Below are 19,387 nucleotides of genomic sequence, written 5' to 3'. Positions count from 1 at the left end.
CACGCTGCGGTACGACATGCGCTCGCCATGGACCACCGGCACGGGCGCCATGCGCGTCGCGAGCCAGTAGCCGAGCGCGCCGAGCGCGATCACGATGAAGCCGAGCGACGCAAAGCCGAGCGCATGCTCGATCGCCACGCCGAGCGGCGCGCCGAGCGCGAGCGCGCCGTAGGTCGCGATGCCGTTCCACGAAATGACCTTCGCGTTGTTCGACACGCCGACGCGCCCGATGCCCCACGTGATCGAGCCGGTGCCGACCCAGCTTTCCCCGAAGCCGAGCACGAGCCGCCCGAGAACCAGCAGCACGAGGCTGACCGTGTGCCACTGCGCCGCGAGCGCCGACGCGAGCAGCAGAATGCCGCTCGCGCCGCACGCCGTCAGGCCGTAGAGCACCGTCTTTTTCGGGCCGAGCGTGTCCGCCGTGCGTCCGGCGAGCGGCCGCGAGGCGAGGGTCGCGAAGTACTGGACGCTGATCGCAGCGCCCGCCATCACCGAGCCGAAGCCCAGGTCCGTATGCACGAAGCCCGGCAGCACCGCGAGCGGAATGCCGATGGTCAGATAGCAGAGGAACGTGAAGACGACGACGGACACGATGCGCCCGGTGACGGCGAGGTCACTGCGAGGCGCGGAGGTAGAGTCGGTGGACATAGGGGTAACTGCGGGTTGAAATCGGCAGGAAGCCATGATTCTCCCATATGTTGCGGTGCAGCGTGAGCCGTCTTTTGTAACCAGATAGGCCAAAATCCGTAATTGCGCGCATTTGCGATTTGCCCGTCAGGCTTTACCCATCAGGCTTTGCGCGCATATCGGGATAGGAATATGCCGCTCATGCCATGCTGCCTATGGGTTGCCGTTTTTTTCGATGATAGTTTTCGATCCATCGCCACAGGCTGCGCGAGCCCTGCGCAACCAGCTCAATCAGCACCACGCCCCACGAGACACAAAACATGAGCCAGCCGATCCGCTTCTATCACCGCAACGCGATCCGCGAAGTGAGCGACGCGTCGACCACCCGCACCGTCCTGCAATACCTGCGCGAAGACGCGCGGTGCACCGGCACCAAGGAAGGCTGCGCGGAAGGCGACTGCGGCGCGTGCACGGTCGTGATCGGCGAGCCCGACGCGGCGGGCGGCGTCGCGTTCAAGGCGGTGAACGCGTGCATCCAGTTCCTGCCGACACTCGACGGCCGTGCGCTCTTCACCGTGGAGGACCTGCGCCAGCCGGACGGATCGCTGCATCCGGTGCAACAGGCGCTGGTCGACTGCCACGGCTCGCAGTGCGGCTTTTGCACGCCGGGTTTCGTCATGTCGATGTGGGCGCTGTACGAAAAGCACGGTCATGCGACGACGCCCGCGGCGCATTGCGCGCACAAGAGCGTGCCGTCGCGGGAAGAGATCAGCAACGCGCTGACCGGCAACCTGTGCCGCTGCACCGGCTACCGCCCGATCGTCGACGCCGCCGAGCAGATGTTCGACGCGCCCGCGCCGCTCGCGCCACTCGATGTGGCCGCGCTCGCGCGCACGCTGGCCGGCATCACGCGCGACGACACCTTCCACTACGAACACGCAGGCCGCCGCTTCGACGCGCCGCGCACGGTCGAGGTGCTCGCCAGACTCAAGGCGGAGCGTCCCGCGACGCGCATCCTGGCGGGCAGCACCGACGTCGGCCTGTGGGTGACCAAGCAGATGCGCGATCTGGGCGACATCGTCTATGTCGGACAAATCGAGGAGCTGCAGCGCTGCGAAACCACGCGCGACTGGATCGAGATCGGCGCGGGCGTGACCGTCGAGCGCGCGTATGCCGAACTCGCCAAGCAGTATCCCGAACTCACCGAGATGTGGCAGCGCTTCGCGTCGCTGCCGATCCGCAACGCGGGCACGCTCGGCGGCAACATCGCGAACGGCTCGCCGATCGGCGATTCGATGCCTGGCCTGATCGCGCTCGGCGCGCGCGTCGTGCTGCACGGCGCCGATGGCGAGCGCGAGATGCCGCTCGAAGACCTGTACCTCGCGTACCAGAAGAAGGACATGGCCGAGCACGAATTCGTCACGGGACTGAAGGTGCCCACGCGCAGCGGCGCGCGCGAGAAGCTGCAATTTCGCACCTACAAGCTTTCGAAGCGCTTCGATTCAGACATTTCCGCCGTGTGCGCCGCGTTCGCGTTCATCGCGGACGGCGAGACGATCCGCGAGCCGCGCATCGCGTTCGGCGGCATGGCGGCGACGCCCAGGCGCGCGGCGAAGGCCGAAGCGGTGCTCGACGGAGCGCCGTGGCACGAAGCCACCGCGCAGGCCGCGATGCTCGCCCTCGGCAACGACTACGCCCCGCTCACCGACATGCGCGCGAGCAGCACCTACCGCCTCGACACGGCGAAGAGCCTGCTGTACCGCTTCTGGCTGGAAACGCGTGCGCACGATCCGCTGCCGAAGCACGCACTCGATGTCCGCGCGATCCAGCTGGTCGAAGTCCAGTAAGAGAGGAAGAAGAACATGAACCAGCAAGCCGAAGCATTCCTCGCCGACGCACAATCGCTCGCGAACGAAATCGACGCGTTCAAGCGGGTCCACGTGTCGCGTCCCCACGAGTCGGCGCATCTGCACGTGAGCGGGCGCGCAAGCTACACCGACGACATTCCGCTCGTCGCGGGCACACTGCACGCCGCGCTCGGACTGAGCCCGAAGACGCACGCGAAGATCCTCTCGATGTCGTTCGACGCGGTGCGCGCGACCCCCGGCGTCGTGGCCGTCTTCACTGCCGAGGACATCCCGGGCGTCAACGACTGCGGCCCGATCATCCACGACGATCCGGTGCTCGCGAACGGCGTCGTGCAGTACGTCGGGCAGCCGATGTTCATCGTCGTCGCGACTTCCCACGACGCTGCGCGGCTCGCCGCGCGGCGCGCCGAAATCGAATTCGAGGATTTGCCCGCGGTGCTCACCGCGCAGGAGGCACGCAAGGCCGAATCGTATGTGCTGAAGCCGCTCAAGCTCGCGCGCGGCGACGCCGCGGGCCGGATGGCGCGCGCGGCGCACCACGAGCGCGGCGAAATGCTGCTCGGCGGACAGGAGCAGTTCTATCTGGAGGGCCAGATCGCATACGCCGTGCCGAAGGACGACGACGGCATGCACGTCTATTGCTCGACGCAGCACCCGACCGAGATGCAGCATCTCGTCGCCCACGTGCTGAATGTGGCGTCGCACAACGTGCTGGTCGAGTGCCGCCGGATGGGCGGCGGGTTCGGCGGCAAGGAATCGCAGTCCGGCATCTTCGCGTGCTGCGCCGCGCTCGCCGCGTGGAAGCTGCTGTGCCCGGTCAAGCTGCGCCCCGACCGCGACGACGACATGATGATCACCGGCAAGCGCCACGATTTTCACTACACGTTCGAAGTGGGCTATCGCGACAACGGCGTGATCGACGGCGTATCGGTCGACATGACATCGCGCTGCGGCTTCTCCGCCGACCTCTCGGGCCCGGTCATGACGCGCGCCGTCTGCCACTTCGACAACGCCTACTGGCTGCCCGACGTGCACATCGAGGGCTTCTGCGGCAAGACCAACACGCAGTCGAACACCGCGTTTCGCGGCTTCGGCGGGCCGCAGGGCGCGTTCGGCATCGAATACATCATCGACAACGTCGCGCGCTCGCTCGGCATGGATTCGCTCGACGTGCGCCTGAACAACCTCTACGGCAAGACGGACAACAACCGCACGCCGTACGGGCAGACGGTCGATGACAACGTGCTGCCCGAGCTTCTCGGCGAGCTTGCGCAGACGAGCGATTACCGCCGCCGCCGCGAGGCGGTGCGCGAATTCAACGCGAACAACGAGATTCTCAAGAAAGGTCTCGCGCTCACGCCGGTCAAGTTCGGCATCGCGTTCAACGTGACGCACTTCAACCAGGCGGGCGCGCTCGTCCACATCTATACCGACGGCTCGATTCTCGTGAACCACGGCGGCACGGAGATGGGGCAGGGGCTCAACACGAAGGTCGCGCAAGTGGTCGCGCACGAGCTCGGGATCGGGTTCGGGCGCGTGCGGGTGACGGCGACCGACACCAGCAAGGTCGCCAACACGTCCGCGACGGCGGCGTCCACCGGAACCGATCTGAACGGAAAGGCCGCGCAGGACGCCGCCCGCCAGTTGCGCGAGCGGCTTGCGAAGTTCGCCGCCGAGAAGTTCGGCGCGGGCGAGGTGGCGGCATCGAGCGTGCGCTTTGCGAACGACCGGGTGATCGTCAGCGACGATGCGATTCCGTTCGAGGAAGTGGTCGCGAAGGCGTATCTCGCGCGCGTGCAGCTGTGGTCCGACGGTTTCTACGCGACACCCAAGCTCTACTGGGACCAGGCGACGCTGCAGGGGCGGCCCTTCTACTACTACTCGTATGGCGCGGCGGTGTCGGAGGTGGTGATCGACACGCTCACCGGCGAAATGCGTGTGCTGCGCGCCGACGCGCTGCACGACGTGGGCGACTCGCTCAATCCCGCGCTCGACAAGGGGCAGGTGGAGGGCGCGTTCGTGCAGGGCATGGGCTGGCTCACGACCGAGGAGTTGTGGTGGAACGCGGGCGGCAAGCTGATGACGCACGCGCCTTCGACGTACAAGATTCCGACCGTCAACGACACGCCGCCGGATTTTCGCGTGAATCTCTTCAAGAACCGCAATGTGGAGGACAGCATTCATCGGTCGAAAGCGGTCGGCGAGCCGCCGCTTCTGTTGCCCTTTTCGGTGTTCTTCGCGATCCGCGACGCCGTTGCGGCGGTTGGCGACTACAAGGTGAATCCGCCGCTGAATGCCCCGGCCACTGCCGAGGAAATCCTGAAGGCGGTGAACGCGGTGAGGAGCGCACGGTCATGATGCATGTCGTGCTGTTCGGTGCGGGGCATGTGGGGCACGCGCTCGTGAGGCTGCTCGGCACGCTGCCGTGCGTGGTGCAGTGGGTCGATGCGCGCGACGAGCTTTTCCCCGACGAAGTGCCCGCCAACGTGCAGATCGAGCCGACGGACCTGCCGGAGGCGATTGTCGACGAAGCACCGGCCGGGGCGTATTTTCTTGTCATGACGCACGATCATTCGCTCGATTTCGCGCTCGCGCAGCGCATCATGCGGCGCGACGATTTTGCGTACTTCGGGATGATCGGGTCGAAGACGAAACGCGTGAAGTTCGAGCGGCGTCTGGTTGATCGCGGCGTGCCGCCGTGCAGGCTTGCGGACATGACGTGTCCGATTGGGGTTGAAGGGATCGCCGATAAGGCGCCGGGGGCCATTGCTCTGGCCGTTGCAGCGCAGCTATTGCTGGTGAACGGTTCCTTGCGCTCGCGTGTGGAGGTCTGCGCTGCTGCCGAGGTTTAGTGCGGGTTTTTGTCCGGGGATTTTTGTCTAGTAGTTCGCTGGCGCTTGGGGTTGGGGCTTCTACACCGTTTGATGCGCTTGCGCTCCCATGAAACTTGCTTTGTTCTTGGTTTATTAGCTTCGCCCCTGTGCGGGGCGGCAGTCACTTTCTTTGCTGCTGCAAAGAAAGTAACCAAAGAAAGCAGCTATGGGGCAAGCGGTGTTAGGAGGAAATCGCATTGAGCCTTTCAGCGTGGCCCGACCGTGGGAGTGTCCACCTCTGTTGGTTGGGCGGATAGGCACGCGGACCCACTGCGCCCTCGCACCCTTAAACGAAGTGGTAAGGCAGTCATTCATCCGTCTCGGCACTGCGTGCACGACGAAAGGTAATTCTGGTGGTGGACCGGGCTCCGAGTCACAGCAACAGCGCCGCAGTACGCGTGGCAAAACAGAAAAAACGAAGCGATTGGTTGTGCCGCACCTTGCGTCGGAGCGAAGCGAGGACGGAGGGATGACTGCCTTACCACTCCGCGTAACGGCGCGATGACACAGAGGGTCCGCGTACCTATCCGTTCAACCAACCGAGGTGGACACTCCCACGGTCGGGCCACTCTGAAAGACGCAATCGTGGTCACGTCCTAATACCGCTAACCCCATAGCTGCTTTCTTTGGTTACTTTCTTTGCAGCAGCAAAGAAAGTGACTGCCGCCCCGCACAGGGGCGAAGCTAATAGACCGATAAGAAAACAAGTTTCATAGGAGCGGAGGCGCATCAAACGGTTCTACAGCCGCCGAATCCAACCGCAAGCGACATCCCCGTGTGACTGCCGCTCCGCACGGGGGCGAAGCTAATAGACCAATATCAAATCAAGTTTCATAGGAGCGCAGGCGCATCAAGCGGATCTACAACCGCCCGAATCCAAGCGCTAGCGACATCCCTGGGAGGGGTAAAGCCAATAGACCAACAGCAAGGCAAGGCCCCAGACAAAAAGGCGTATCGAGGAGCGGAAGACCGCAGTCCGTACACCAAGCCCCAGCGACCTACCCTGCGACCGTTCCCGCCTTCTTCCCCGTCAGCTCTTCGGAAACCTGCGCCATCAACCCCCGCAGCCATGCAACATCACTCGAATGGTCCGGCTGCGGCAGCGAAAGCTGATAGCACTTGATGCGCGGAAACGGCACCGGCGACTCCAGCACCGCAAGCGGCAGCAGCGCCGCGTAATGCAGCGCGAACCGCCGCGGCGCGGTAAAGATCAGGTCCGATTGCATCAGCACCTGCGGCACGAGCCCGAAGTACGGAATCGTCGCGACGACGCGCCGTCGGACCCCCGCGCGCTCCAGCCCGATATGGATCGGATGGCGCTTCACGCCGCTGTACGGCGTGGGCGCGAGATGCGCGGCAAGCGCGTAGCGCTCGACCGTCAGCGGTTCGCGTGCAAGCGGATGATCGGCCCGCATCAGGCAGACGAATACGTCGGTGAACAGATCCTGGCGCGCGAAGCGCGTCTCCGGCTTCGGCCAGTTCGCCACCACCAGATCGATCTCGCCCTCGTCGAGCGCGCGTTCATGATCGCGCATCGGATTGAGCGATTCGATCTCGAGGCGCGCGTGCGGCGCGCGTTCCCGGAACGCGCCGACAAGCGTCGGCATGAAGAAATCATTCAGGTAATCGGGCGCGGAAATGCGAAACGTCCGGCGCGACGTGGCGGGATCGAAATCGCCGTGCGGCGTCGCGACGAATTCCACCTCGCGCAACGCGCGCTGCGCAGGCGCGAGCAGGGATTCGCCGTATTCCGTCGGCACCATGCCCTGCTTGCCGCGCACGAGGATCGGATCGTTCAGGATCTCGCGCAGACGCCTGAGCGCCGTGCTGATCGCCGGCTGCGTCTGGTTGAGCCGCTGCGCGGTCTGCGTCACGCTGCGCTCGAGCAGCAGCGTGCGCAGCACGCGAATGAGCCAGATGTCGAGGGAATCGGCGAAATCGTCCATGGGCGGCAAAAGCGGTTGGAGGCGGACGGGCAAAAGCGGCCTGCGCCGTCCGTCGGCCGAAACGGCAATGCGCTAAGTTACGCCGTTTCCCTCCCGCAGCGCCATAGCGCACGCGCTATGCGCGGCATAGGCGGACCTCTCGCGCGGCACGCTTCGCCCGCGCCGCAATGCCGCCGCCGGCGCGCTTACCGCCGCCGTCACCGCCGCCGTCACCGCCGGCACCGCGTTCACCGTCCGAAATCGCCATCCGTGCGCGCCATCGGCAGGTTGCTGATGCGGCGCACTTCCGTGCCTTCGAGCCAGTTCGGCGAGCGCGCGACGTACAGCACCATCGGCAGCGTGTCTTCGCCCCAGAACAGCTGGTCGTTGACGACGAAGGTCGGCACGCCGAACACGCCGAGCGTCACGGCGAGGTCGTTGTTCTCGCGCAGTTTCGCCTTGGCGTCTTCCTGCTCGATCAGCGTTTCGCCGTCGGGCAGCCCGACATGCAGGCAGAGTTCGCGAAAACCCTCGGGTGTCGCGGGGTCGCGGCCCTCGCGCCAGATATAGCGGAAGATCTCGCGGATGCATGCGAGCTCGCCGCCCGCCGCCACCGCGAGCCGCAGCGCCTTGCTCGGGTCGAACGGGTGCGTCGGCGGCATCCTGAACGGAATGCCGAGCTGCTCCGCGCGAAAGAGCGCGTGGCGATAGGTGAAGACGCGCTTCGACGGAATCGTCGCCGCATGCGGCTGCCCCCAGCGTTCGAGCAGCTTCATCAGCGAGACGGGCGTGATCTTGAACGGCATGTCCGGCCACTTGTCGTGCTGTTCGAGCAGCAGGTACGAGAAGGGCGAGATGAAATCGAAGAAAAAATACGGTTGGCCGTGACCGGTGGAATGCGGGGCGCTCATGATTGATTCTCCGTGACTTGTCCTGCGCGCGGCGGCGCTCTTGCGTGGCTTGTTATCTCTTCGATATTACGTGCTGCGTCACGCGGTGTCTGCCCGTGTCGCGACTTCCGGCGCATCGGGGCGCTCATCCGGTGCCTCCGCCGCCTGCGAAGCCTGCGCGTCGCGCGCCGCCGCGTGTGCCAGCGCGAGCCGCCGCCGCACGAAGCCGATGTGCTCGCGCAACACATAGAACTGGTCCGCGAACGCGAGCGGCATTTTCATGCGGTTGACGGCGTTTTCGATGGCGTCGACCCGGTCGATCAGCGCCTCGCGCTGCGCGTGGTCGGGCTCGCTCATCGCCTCGCGTTCTATTGCAATCAGCGCGCCATACCAGCGGTAGATGCGCGATTTCACGCGCCACCGGTAGAGCCCCGGCACGAGCCGCAGGCCCGGAATCAGCACCACGATGACCGGCACCAGCAGCACGAGCACGCGGTCGGCGAGGCTCGCGACCCAGAACGGCAGCGAGCGGTACAGGAAGCTTTTACCCGACTTGTAGTAGCGCTCGGCGTCGTCGCTGATCCGGTACTCGTGGACGAGCGGCGCCGGAAACTCGTTCGCGCGCTGCATCAGGTTCGCGCGGCCGTGCACCTCGCGGGCCGCCTCGATCAGCAGGTCCGACAGCGCCGGATGCAGCCCGTCGCGGGCGACGAGCTCCGCCGTCGGCGCGACCATGTGGATCGGGCGCGGGGGCAGGTTTTTCGCGAAATCGAAGGCGCCCATCGGCAGCTCGATCACGTTCAGGTACGGAAACCGGCGGGAATATGCCTCGGCCTGCGCGAAGTCGAAGAAGCGGATGCCCGGCGTGCGAAAGAGCTTGCCCATCGTCGGCGGCTGCGCGGAGTCGCCGGTGAGAAACGCGGCGTCGATCTCGTCCTTCAGGAGCGCGGCGGCGGCTTCGTCGCCGGAAAGCGGCAGCAGTTCGGTGTCGCCGCCCGGTTCGATGCCGTTCGCCTTCAGGAGCGTGAGCGCGAGCGCGCGCGTGCCGCTGCCCTCGCTGCTGATGGCGAGCCGCTTGCCCTTCAGCTCCGAGAGCCGCGTGATGGCCGGCCCGCGATAGAACACGGCGAGCGGCACGTAGGACACGCTGCCAAGCGACATCAGGTTGTCGTGCGTCGTGCCCGGCGGGCTGATGCCGCCCTGCACGAAGCCGACATCGGCCTTCGACTTCGGGTCGTCGAGGCGGCGCAGGTTGTCGAGCGAGCCCTGCGTTTCCAGCACATTGAGCGTGACGCCGTTGCGCGCGAGGATCGCCTTGTATTTCTGCGCGCTGTTCCAGAACGAGCTGCCCTTGGTGCCGGCTGCGATCGTCAGCGTGCTGGGCGGCGCGGGCTGGATCAGGCGCACCGCGAGATAGATCGCGGCGGCGCTGACGATGAGGATCGGCAGGAACGTGAGCGCGAGGTCGCGCCAGGATATTGCAACGAAGCGGGCGACGATGCGAGGCGGGGGTTTGCGTCCTGAGGGCTGGGTCATCTCTTCGGTGATGGTTGCTCGAAAAACGTCGCGTGGCCGTACGGCGGCCTGCGGTTTCGTAATGAATTAGTAAGAATGACGGCGCGGCGCCGAAGACGTTCCCGCGCGGCAACGGATGCGATCGCGCCGGATTGCGGCGCGGGATGCCGGTTTCCGTCGATGGTACATGAGATCGAATGGACGCCGGACCGCCGGACGAGCGGATGGGGCCGTCGGCGGGCGTGTCGTGCGCGTGCCGCGCGCGTTGTTAAATGCTTTGCGCTTATTGACGCGCTGGATTAAATTGACGTTCGCCGCCGCCCTTGGCCGCGTGCGCGCTGCTTGCCCGCAATGTGGGCTAAAGCCGCCACGCGAAGGGTCGCGCGTCAGGCAGCATCCATATTTGAGCCGTCGGGCACTGCCCGGTAACCGGCCGAGCATTCGATTGATTCGCCAGTCTCTCGCAGCACCGTGTCGCTACATTCGCCGGCTTGCCGGCCGGTCATGCATTGAACGCCGCGCGGCGCCATGCATGCGGCCTGCCAAGTGCCGCACGATGTCGTAGCCCAAGCCGCTAGGTAGATGCGGTTCGTCCGAAGTAGCAACTGTGCGAAGCAATAAGCGAAACAAAAGGAGAAACCATGAAAGTAGTCGATATGTTGAAGGCGCTGGGTGTGGTGGTATGCGTGGCGATGGCGTCGAGCGCCTACGCCCAGACGAGCGATGCCACTGCGACCGCCGATTCGGCCGCATCGGCCAAGGCAGCGAAGAACGCTACCAAGAAGACCGACCGCAAGCTCGGTCTGGATGTTCGTCGCGCGTTGTCGAAGGCGCAAGGCTTCGACGTGTCGAACGTCTTCGTGAAGGCGCGTAACGGCGCGGTCGTGCTCACCGGCACGGTGCCGGAGGGCAACCAGATCGGCCAGGCTGAGGAAATCGCGAAGGCCGTGCCCGGCGTGAAGTCCGTCTCGAACAAGATCTCGCTCGGCACGCAGGGCGGCGGAGGCTGAGCGGGCATCACGCGTCGCCGTTCTCCTGAAGCGCGGCGATGCGATGCCGGTCATACGGCCAGACGGGCTCCGGCGTTCGCGCCGGAGCCCGTTTTTATTTGGCGCGGCGATGCGATGTGACAGGACAGGCGTCTCGCGGTGGAGACGGCGCGTCGTGCGTGCGAGATTCCGCGCTGCGCCTCGCGTTGCAGGCGATGCGGGAGAACGCGCTTCAGCCCGTGTCTCCGGTTCGGGACGAAGGCCGTCCGGCGCCGGATGGTCGCGAGGCCACGTGGACTTCAACCGACGAGCCTTGGCCGCGCGTCGGAAACAGGTCTGAAACTTGCCGCCGCTTTTCCACTCAATCGTCTGTAGAAACGACGATTCGCTACCGTGCCCAACCGGGCCCAACCGGGCCCGCTGTCCGGCATACAATCAAGACCAATGGCGGAGACGAAAAAATGACAAGAATTCCACGCATCTCGCGAACGGCGATGCTCATTGTGCTCGGCGCCGCGGTGCTGACGGCATGCGGTGACGACGATAACGGCGGCAGCGGCGGCGGAGGAGGTGGTCCCGCCAACAACACGCTGCCGAACTTCATCGCAGGATCGGTGAACACCCAGACCTACGACGGCAACACCGACGACCTGCTCACGGCCGGCCTCGGCAAAACCGGACTCGCGTCGGCTACGCCGCCCGCGATCGCCAACGCTGTCAAGCCCACCGCCGCCGAACTGCGGCGCCTCGCGATCTATTCGAACTACCGCGCGCTCGTCGACATGACGACGAACGGCGGCTACGGGCGCTTCTGGGGGCCGAACGTCGACCTGAACGGCAACGACACGCTCGGCGAAGGCAAGATCGCCGGCAAGGAATACCTCGCCTTCGCCGACAACGGCAGCGGCAAGCAGAACGTGAGCCTGCTCGTGCAGATTCCGGCGAGCTTCAACCCGGACCAGCCTTGCATCGTCACGGCGACGTCGTCGGGGTCGCGCGGCGTGTACGGCGCCATCTCCGCGGCGGGCGAGTGGGGCCTGAAGCGCGGCTGCGCGGTCGCCTATACCGACAAGGGCACCGGCAACGGCGCGCACGAACTGGCGACGAACAACGTGACGCTCATCGACGGCACGCTCATCAATGCCAATGCTGCCGGCAGGACCAGCATCTTCACCGCGAACCTCGGCCAGACGTCGCTTTCCGCGTTCAATACGAGTTTTCCGAACCGCTATGCGTTCAAGCACGCGCATTCTCAGCAGAATCCCGAGAAGGACTGGGGCACCAACACGCTGGAGGCGATCCAGTTCGCCTACTGGGCGCTCAACGATACCTACGGCACGCTCGACGGCACCACGCGCAAGGTGCGCTACTCGAAGGGCAGCGTGACGACGATCGCGTCGTCCGTCAGCAACGGCGGCGGCGCCGCCATCGCCGCAGCGGAGCAGGATAAGGATGGCTGGATCACGGCGGTGGTCGTCGGGGAGCCGCAGATCAACCTGAACCTGCCGCCGCAGGTGTCGGTGCGGCAGGGCGGCGTGCCGGTCGGCGCATTCGGCAAGCCGCTCGCCGACTACACGACGCTCGCCAATCTGCTCCAGCCTTGCGCGGCGCTCGCCACGGCGGCGAACGGGTCGCCGTATCTGAGCTCGCTGCTGCTCGTCACCACGAACGCAATTCGCACGGCGCGCTGTGCGTCGCTGGCCGCGAGCGGCCTCGTGAGCGGCGGCGACCCCGTGAGCCAGGGCAACGACGCGCTCTCGAAACTCCATGAGGCCGGCTATCAGACCGACTCGGACACGCTGCAGGCGCCGATGTGGGACTCGCAGGCAGTGCCCGCCGTCGCGGTGACGTACGCGAACGCTTACATGCAGTCGAGCGTCGCCGACAACCTGTGCAACTTCAGCTTCGGCACGACGAACGCGGTGAGCGGCGCGGCAGGCGTGACGCCGCTCGTCTCGCCGATGCCGACCGTGTTCGGCAACGGCAACGGCGTACCGCCGACGAATGGCGTCAATCTCGTCTACAACGCGGGGAACGCGGGTGCGGCGGACCACCGGCTCGCCACCGCCGATGCGAGCTTCGCGGGCGCGGCCTGCCTGCGCTCGCTGTGGACGAACGGCAACGCGACGATGGTGGCGAACGTCAATGCCGTGCGCGTGAACGGCAACCTGCGCGGCAAGCCTGCCATCATCGTGCAGGGCCGCGCCGATACGCTCGTGCCGATCAACCATGCGTCGCGTCCGTATCTCGGCATGAACCAGGTGGCCGAGGGGAAATCGAGCAAGCTGTCGTTCTACGAGATCACGAACGGGCAGCACTTCGACGCGTTCCTCAGCGTCGCGGGCTTCGACACGCGGTTCATCCCGGTTCACTACTACGATATCCAGGCGCTGAACCTGATGTGGAATCACCTGAAGAACGGCGCGGCGCTGCCGCCGTCGCAGGTGGTTCGCACGACGCCGCGCGGCGGCACGCCGGGCGCCGCACCGGCGCTCACGACGGCCAATCTGCCGGCGATCGCCGCGAACCCGGGCGGGAACGCGATCACGGCATCGTTTGGCGCGGTGAACGTGCCGAACTGACGGCGGTTCGCGAAACCGTCCGAGTTTTTGACGAGTGGACGGCTTTCCACTGCACGCGCCCAACGGAAGGCGGTTCGGGCAGCCATCTGCCTTGATCGTCCGCTGCTTTCAGCGGGCGGGCGGCTTTCGACCGCCGCGCCGAACGCAAGGCCGTCCGGGCAGACGTCTGCCCCGACGGCCTGTTCTCAGCGGCGCGCCGACGACTTTTCCCCTACCGCGCCTCATCCTCCCGATGCGCAAGCCACGCGCGCCAGCCGCCGAAGCGCGTGATATCGGTTGCGCCTTCCAGTCCGTATCCTTCGCAGACGAAGCCGGTTTCCCAGCTTCCGTCGGCGAGTTCGACCTTGCCGAGCGCGAGCGGCGCGGGAATGCCGCTCAGGAACGAGCCGAGTTCCGCGCTCGGCAGTTCCCACACTTCCACCGCGATCGCCGCGCCGTCGCGCGCGACGCGCTCCATGCCCGGACGACGCACGCCGCCCGCGCCGGCCGGGAGCGCGTGCAGCCGGTAGCGCGGCGCGCTCGCCGTCGCTTCGACGAGCCGGGCGCCGCGCGCACGCAGTTGCCCGTTAAGCGGCAAGCCATCGAGATGCGCCCCGCAGACGACGAACCGCACGCGATCGTTGCGCGCCGCCCCCTCGGATGCATCGCCGCTCAGCGTGCCGCCGCCCACGACCGGCAGCGCAAACGCGCGCTGCAGCGTATCGGCGGCGCTCAGCAGGTACTGGTCGGTGAATGCGCGGCCGAACACCGTCACGCCCCACGGCAGGCCGTTCGCCATGAACGCCGTCGGCGTCGCGACGGCCGCGTAGTCGAGCAGGTTCATGAAGTTCGTGTAGTAGCCGAGCAGCGAGTTCGGGCCGATCGGATCGCGCGCGAGTTCGTCGAGCGTGACCGGGCGCGGAAAGCTCGGCGTGAGCACGAAGTCGAGCCTGTCGAGCACGGCGTCGCAGGTTTTTTTCAGCGCCTGCAGACGATACTGCGCGCGGAAAGCGTCGACGGCGGTCGTGCCGGGCGCCTTCGCGAGCACGTCGCGGATCACGGGCAGCACGACGTCGGGGTTCGTCTGCATCAGCTCGCCCGCGACGCTGTACCGCTCCGCGACCCACGGCCCTTCGTAGAGAAGCCGCGCCGCTTCGGCGAACGGCGCGAAGTCGATCTCGACCGCCACGCCGCCCGCCGCTTCGAGGGCGGCGCGCGCCTGCGCGAACAGCGCGGGACTTTCCGCACAGCCCGCGAATTCGAGCACCGAAGGCACGCCGAAGCGAAAGGCCGGAAGCTTGCCGAACGCGCTCGCGTCGTTGAATTGCGGATTCGCGCGGCTGTATGCGTCGCGGGGATCGTCCTTCGCGGTCAGCGCGAGCAGTTCGCTCGCTTCGCGGGCCGTCGCGGTGAAGTACGTCACGCAGTCGAGCGTGCGGCAGGCGGGCACGACGCCCGCCGTCGAGAGCAGGCCCTTCGTCGCCTTCAGCCCGACGAGGTTGTTCAGCGCCGCGGGCACGCGGCCGGAGCCGGCGGTGTCGGTGCCGAGCGCGAAGCTCGCGACGCCGAGCGCCACCGCGAGTGCCGACCCGGCGCTCGATCCGCCCGACGGGTAGTCCGGATGCACGCTGTTGCGGCACTTGCCATATGGCGAGCGCGTGCCGTTCAGGCCGGTGGCAAACTGGTCGAGGTTCGCCTTGCCGATCGGCACGGCGCCGAGCGCGATCAGTTGCGCGACGAGCGTCGCCGATTCGCCGGGCGTGTAGGCGAAGGCGGGGCAGGCGGCGGTCGTCGGGATGCCGGCGAGGTCGATGTTGTCCTTGATCGCGAACGGCACGCCGTAGAGCGGCAGCGAATCGGGGGAATGCCCTTCGAGCGCGTCGAGGTAGGGCGCGATTTCGGCGTCGCTCAGCAGGTGGATGAAGAGGTGAAATTCGGCGTCGAGCGCCGCGGCCTTCTCGCGCAGCTCGCCGATGAGTTTCGCGGGCGTCGTGGCCTTCGCGCGATACGCGGCGCGCAGCGTGGAGAGGCGCAGGTCGAATGAGGGCATGGCATTTTCCTTGGACTCAGATACTTTCGATGACGGCGACCCGCTGGCCCGCGCGCACGGGCGTTCCGGGCGCGACGTACACGTCGCCCACGGTTCCCGCGCACGGCGCGCACACCGAGATCTCCATCTTCATGGATTCGATGACGACGAGCACGTCGCCGGCGGCGACGTGCTCGCCCGGCTTCACGCGCACCTGCCACAGGTTGCCCGCGATCTCGCTCTCGACGGCGGTCTGGCCGTCTTCGAGGGGCGCGGCCTGCGTGTCGGCGACCACCGGCGGCTCGATGCTCTCCTCCGACGCACCCGCTTCCCGCCAGCGTTCGCGCTCGGCCTGAAACGCGGCCTGCTGGCGCGCGCGGAACGCGTCGATCCCGGGCGCCTCGCGCGCGAGAAACGCCTGATAGTCCGCCAGCGACAGCTCGGTTTGCTCGATCCTGAGCGGATAGCGTCCGAGCGGAAAATCCGCGCGGATGCGCAGCAGTTCCTCGGCGCCGACTTCGTAGAAGCGGATCTGATCGAAGAAGCGCAGCAGGTACGGACGGCCCGCGAAATCGGCGGTGGCGCGATAGCGGTTCCACATCTGCAGCGTGCGTCCGACGAACTGGTAGCCGCCCGGCCCCTCCATGCCGTACACGCACAGATAGGCCCCGCCGATGCCGACCGAGTTCTCCGCCGTCCACGTGCGCGCCGGGTTGTACTTGGTCGTGACGAGCCGGTGGCGCGGATCGAGCGGCGTCGCGACCGGCGCGCCGAGGTACACGTCGCCGAGACCCATCACCAGATAGCTCGCGTCGAAAACGATGCGCTTCACGGCGTCGATCGAATCGAGATCGTTGATGCGGCGGATGAACTCCAGGTTGCTCGGGCACCACGGGGCGTCCGGGCGCACGGTGGTCATGTACTTCTCGATGGCGAGGCGGCACGCCGGATCGTCCCACGAGAGCGGCAGATGCACGATGCGCGACGGCGCGCGCAAATCCTTTTGCAGCAGCACGTCCTGCCACGCGCGCTCGACCGTGCCGAGCAGTTGCGCGAGCGGCAGGCGCTCCGGCTGATAGTGGATCTGCAGCGAACGGATGCCGGGCGTCACGTCGATCACGCCCGGCAGCGCCAGCGCTTCGAGCGACTGCATCAGCGCGTGGCCGCGAAAGCGCAGCACGAGATCGAGCTCGGCGGGGCCGAGTTCGAGCAGCAGATGCGTGTCGCCGGATACGCGCGCGACGAGGCGGTCGTGGTCGGCGCCGGTGTCGAGCACGATGGGCGAGACGAGCGATCGCACGCCGGCGCTGGGTGGTGCGGGTGTTGCGGGTTGCGCTTCGAGCGTTTCCACTTCGCGCAGGCGCGCCGCAGCGGCCGCGCGCGCTTCGCCAATTCCGACCGGCACGAAGCGCACCTTGTCGCCGGCCTTCAACTGACCGATCTGCCAGAGGTCGGCTTCGATGATCGTCACCGGGCACACGAAGCCGCCGAGGCTCGGGCCGTCAGGTCCGAGGATCACGGGCATGTCGCCGGTGAAATCGATCGCGCCGACCGCGTACGGGTTGTCGTGAATATTCGACGGATGCAGCCCCGCTTCGCCGCCGTCCTCGCGCGTCCATTCGGGCTTCGGTCCGATCAGGCGCACGCCGGTGCGGCTCGAATTGAAGTGGGTTTCCCATTCGGTATCGAGGAACCGATCGATGTAGCGCTGGCTGAAGTATTCCGGCGCGCCGTGCGGCCCGTAGATCACGCGCAGCGTGCGGACCGTGTCGAGCGCGGGCGCGAACGGAAGCTGCGCGCCCGCCTGCGGATCGTCGAGCGGATACAGATGCAGCACGTCGCCCGCGCGCAGGGCGCGGCCGCCGTGTCCGCCGAACTGCCCGAGCGTGAAGGTGCTGCGGCTGCCGAGATAGAGCGCGACATCGAAGCCGCCGCGCAGGCACAGATACGCGCGCGCGCCCGCGCCGCGGATCGTGCCGAGTGCGAGCGTCGAACCGGCGGGAACGAAGAGCGCCGTGTTCATCGGCTGCTCGCTGTCGTCGATTTTCACGGTCAGTTGCGCGCCGGTCACCGCGATCACGGCGTCCGTGTTGAAGCGCAGCGTCGGGCCGCTCATCGTGATTTCGAGCGCGGCGGAATCGGCGGCGTTGTTCAGCAGGCGGTTTCCCAGGCGCAACGAGCGATCGTCCATCGGGCCCGACGGCGGAATGCCGACCGCCCAGTAGCCGAGACGGCCCGGAAAGTCCTGCACGGTCGTCTGCGTGCCGCCGCTCACCACTTCCAGCGTGTTCGCGTGGTAGCGCAGGCCTTCGAGACAGCGCGTCCACGGCTCGCCGGAGGCGAACGGCGTGTCGTCGATGATCTGGCGCAGGTACTCGCGGTTCGTCTCGACGCCGTAGATGCGCGTCGCCTGCAAGGCGGCGGCAAGCGCGTGGCGCGCCGCATCGCGGCCCGGCGACCACGCGATCACCTTCGCCAGCATCGGGTCGAAGTAGGGCGGCACTTCGCAACCGGCCTCGATCCACGTGTCGATGCGAAGCGCCCGGCCGTCGGTTGGCGGGAAGACGACTTCGGTGAGCAGACCCGGGCTTGGCTTGAAGTCGCGGCCGGGGTCTTCCGCGTAGAGACGCGCCTGGATCGCGTGGCCGCTTGGTTTCAGGGTGGCGGCGAGTTCGTCGAGCGGCGCGAGCGTGCCGGCTGCGAGTTCGATCATCCAGCGCACGAGGTCGACGCCCCAGACCTGCTCGGTCACGCCGTGCTCGACCTGCAGGCGCGTATTCACTTCGAGGAAATAGAAGCGCTCGGCGCTGCTGTCGTAGACGAACTCGACGGTGCCCGCCGAGCGGTAGTTCACCGCTTTGGCGAGGCGCAGCGCCGCTTCGCAGAGCGCATCCGACATGCCGTCGGGCAGCGACGGCGCGGGCGTTTCCTCCAGCACCTTCTGGTTGCGCCGCTGCACGGAGCAGTCGCGCACGCCGAGCGCGAGCGCGTTGCCGCGGCCGTCGCCGAAGACCTGCACTTCGAGATGGCGGGCACGCTCGATGTATTTCTCGATGAACACGCCCGAGTCGCTGAAATTGTTCTGGCCGAGGCGCTTCACGACGTCGAAGTGGGTGGCGAGGTCGTCCGCGCTCCAGCACACGCGCATGCCGATGCCGCCGCCGCCCGCCGTGCTCTTGAGCATCACCGGGTAGCCGATCGCGTTCGCGGCCAGCAGTGCGGCTTCGATGCCGTCGAGGAGGCCTGTGCCTTCGAGCATCGGCACGCCCTCATCGGCGGCGATCGCGCGGGCCGTGTGCTTCAGGCCGAACGCACGCAGTTGCGCGGGCGTGGGTCCGATGAACGCGACGCCTGCCGCTTCGCATGCTTCGCCGAACTCCGCGTTCTCCGACAGGAAGCCGTAGCCCGGGTGAATGGCCTGCACGTTTTCGCGGCGCGCGATGTCGAGGATTTTCGCGACATCGAGGTAGGTGGATGTCGCGTTGCCGTCGCCGAGGGAATGGGCGATGGTGGCTTCGCTCACATGACGGCTTGCGAGATCGGCTTCGCTGTACACGGCGACGCCCGCGATGTCGAGATCGCGCAGCGTGCGAAGGATGCGGCACGCGATGGCGCCGCGATTGGCAATCAGGACCTTTTCGAACATGAGAGGAGGCTGGATGCGTGGGCGGGCCGTCCCGCCACGTGGGAGATGCGTGCCGCGGTCGTCCGCGGCAAGAAGGGCGCTGGCGCTTGGGTTGGGTGTTCGTTCAACCGTTCGGGGGAGGTCGCTGGCGCTTGAGACGGGTGCTCGTGCAACCGTTTGATGCGCTTGTGCTCCCGTGGAACTTGCTTTGCTTTTGGTTTATTAGCACGCCCCTGTGCGGGGCGGCAGTCACTTTCTTTGCTGCTGCAAAGAAAGTAACCAAAGAAAGCAGCTTTTTCGCTCGTCGTTTTCACAAAGTCATCGCCGTTATTCATTCAGAGTTGCCCGACCGCCGGAGTGTCCACCTCTGTGTTTCACCCGGACAGGTACGCGGACCCACCGCGTGGTCGAGCCGTTAAGCAAAGTGGTAAGGCAGTCATACCTCCGTCCTCGCTTCGCTCCGACGCATCGTCCATTGCAACCAT

General features: G+C 66.6%; 11 protein-coding genes. 5 read left to right on the top strand and 6 right to left on the bottom strand.

The window, feature by feature from the left end; translation table 11 throughout:
* The coding region (locus BG61_RS26135) for an MFS transporter (protein WP_035942456.1) at nt 1–648 on the bottom strand (648 nt) is incomplete at its 3' end.
* Nucleotides 649–947: 299 nt separating this feature from the next.
* Between BG61_RS26135 and xdhA the strand changes: the two genes are divergently transcribed.
* Genes xdhA through xdhC form a run of 3 tightly spaced genes read left to right on the top strand, consistent with a single transcriptional unit; the run spans nt 948 to nt 5,347 of the window.
* Nucleotides 948–2,474: a xanthine dehydrogenase small subunit gene (xdhA, locus tag BG61_RS26130; RefSeq protein ID WP_035942455.1), complete on the top strand. Its 1,527-nt coding sequence runs from the start codon at nt 948–950 to the stop codon at nt 2,472–2,474.
* A 15-nt stretch (nt 2,475–2,489) separates the two neighbouring features.
* On the top strand, nt 2,490–4,853 hold the full coding sequence (gene xdhB / locus BG61_RS26125; protein ID WP_035942453.1) for a xanthine dehydrogenase molybdopterin binding subunit: 2,364 nt from the start codon (nt 2,490–2,492) through the stop codon (nt 4,851–4,853).
* Entirely contained in the window at nt 4,850–5,347 is a 498-nt protein-coding gene (gene xdhC / locus BG61_RS26120; protein ID WP_051672791.1) for a xanthine dehydrogenase accessory protein XdhC, read from the top strand. Before xdhB ends, xdhC begins: the two co-directional genes overlap by 4 nt.
* Nucleotides 5,348–6,366: 1,019 nt before the next feature.
* Here xdhC and BG61_RS26115 read toward each other — a convergent pair.
* The 3 genes from BG61_RS26115 to BG61_RS26105 all read right to left on the bottom strand — a co-directional run bounded on the left by BG61_RS26115 (nt 6,367) and on the right by BG61_RS26105 (nt 9,719).
* Nucleotides 6,367–7,314 (bottom strand): LysR family transcriptional regulator, encoded by a 948-nt coding sequence (locus BG61_RS26115; RefSeq protein ID WP_035942452.1) that lies wholly within the window; start codon nt 7,312–7,314, stop codon nt 6,367–6,369.
* A gap of 227 nt (nt 7,315–7,541) precedes the next feature.
* Nucleotides 7,542–8,204 (bottom strand): 2-hydroxychromene-2-carboxylate isomerase, encoded by a 663-nt coding sequence (locus BG61_RS26110; protein ID WP_035942450.1) that lies wholly within the window; start codon nt 8,202–8,204, stop codon nt 7,542–7,544.
* Between the two features lie 78 nt (nt 8,205–8,282).
* Complete coding sequence (locus BG61_RS26105; RefSeq protein ID WP_035942448.1) at nt 8,283–9,719, bottom strand: TAXI family TRAP transporter solute-binding subunit; 1,437 nt, start codon at nt 9,717–9,719, stop codon at nt 8,283–8,285.
* Between the two features lie 620 nt (nt 9,720–10,339).
* Here BG61_RS26105 and BG61_RS26100 point away from each other — a divergent pair.
* Together BG61_RS26100 and BG61_RS26095 are read left to right on the top strand one after the other, a co-directional pair.
* The gene (locus tag BG61_RS26100) at nt 10,340–10,708 is read left to right on the top strand and encodes a BON domain-containing protein (RefSeq protein ID WP_035942447.1); all 369 of its coding nucleotides are present in this window, start codon (nt 10,340–10,342) and stop codon (nt 10,706–10,708) included.
* A gap of 440 nt (nt 10,709–11,148) precedes the next feature.
* The gene (locus BG61_RS26095; RefSeq protein ID WP_035942445.1) at nt 11,149–13,269 is read left to right on the top strand and encodes a D-(-)-3-hydroxybutyrate oligomer hydrolase; all 2,121 of its coding nucleotides are present in this window, start codon (nt 11,149–11,151) and stop codon (nt 13,267–13,269) included.
* 211 nt (nt 13,270–13,480) lie between these two features.
* Here the strand turns inward: BG61_RS26095 and atzF are convergent, their stop codons facing one another.
* The gene (gene atzF, locus BG61_RS26090) at nt 13,481–15,298 is read right to left on the bottom strand and encodes an allophanate hydrolase (protein ID WP_035942444.1); all 1,818 of its coding nucleotides are present in this window, start codon (nt 15,296–15,298) and stop codon (nt 13,481–13,483) included.
* 16 nt (nt 15,299–15,314) lie between these two features.
* Nucleotides 15,315–18,923, bottom strand: a complete 3,609-nt coding sequence (gene uca / locus BG61_RS26085; RefSeq protein WP_035942442.1) for an urea carboxylase — start codon at nt 18,921–18,923, stop codon at nt 15,315–15,317.
* Between the last annotated feature and the right edge of the window lie 464 nt (nt 18,924–19,387).

Origin of the sequence: Caballeronia glathei (genome assembly GCF_000698595.1) — a bacterium.
In the GTDB taxonomy this organism is placed as follows: domain Bacteria; phylum Pseudomonadota; class Gammaproteobacteria; order Burkholderiales; family Burkholderiaceae; genus Caballeronia; species Caballeronia glathei.
This window is presented reverse-complemented; position numbering and strand designations above follow the sequence as displayed.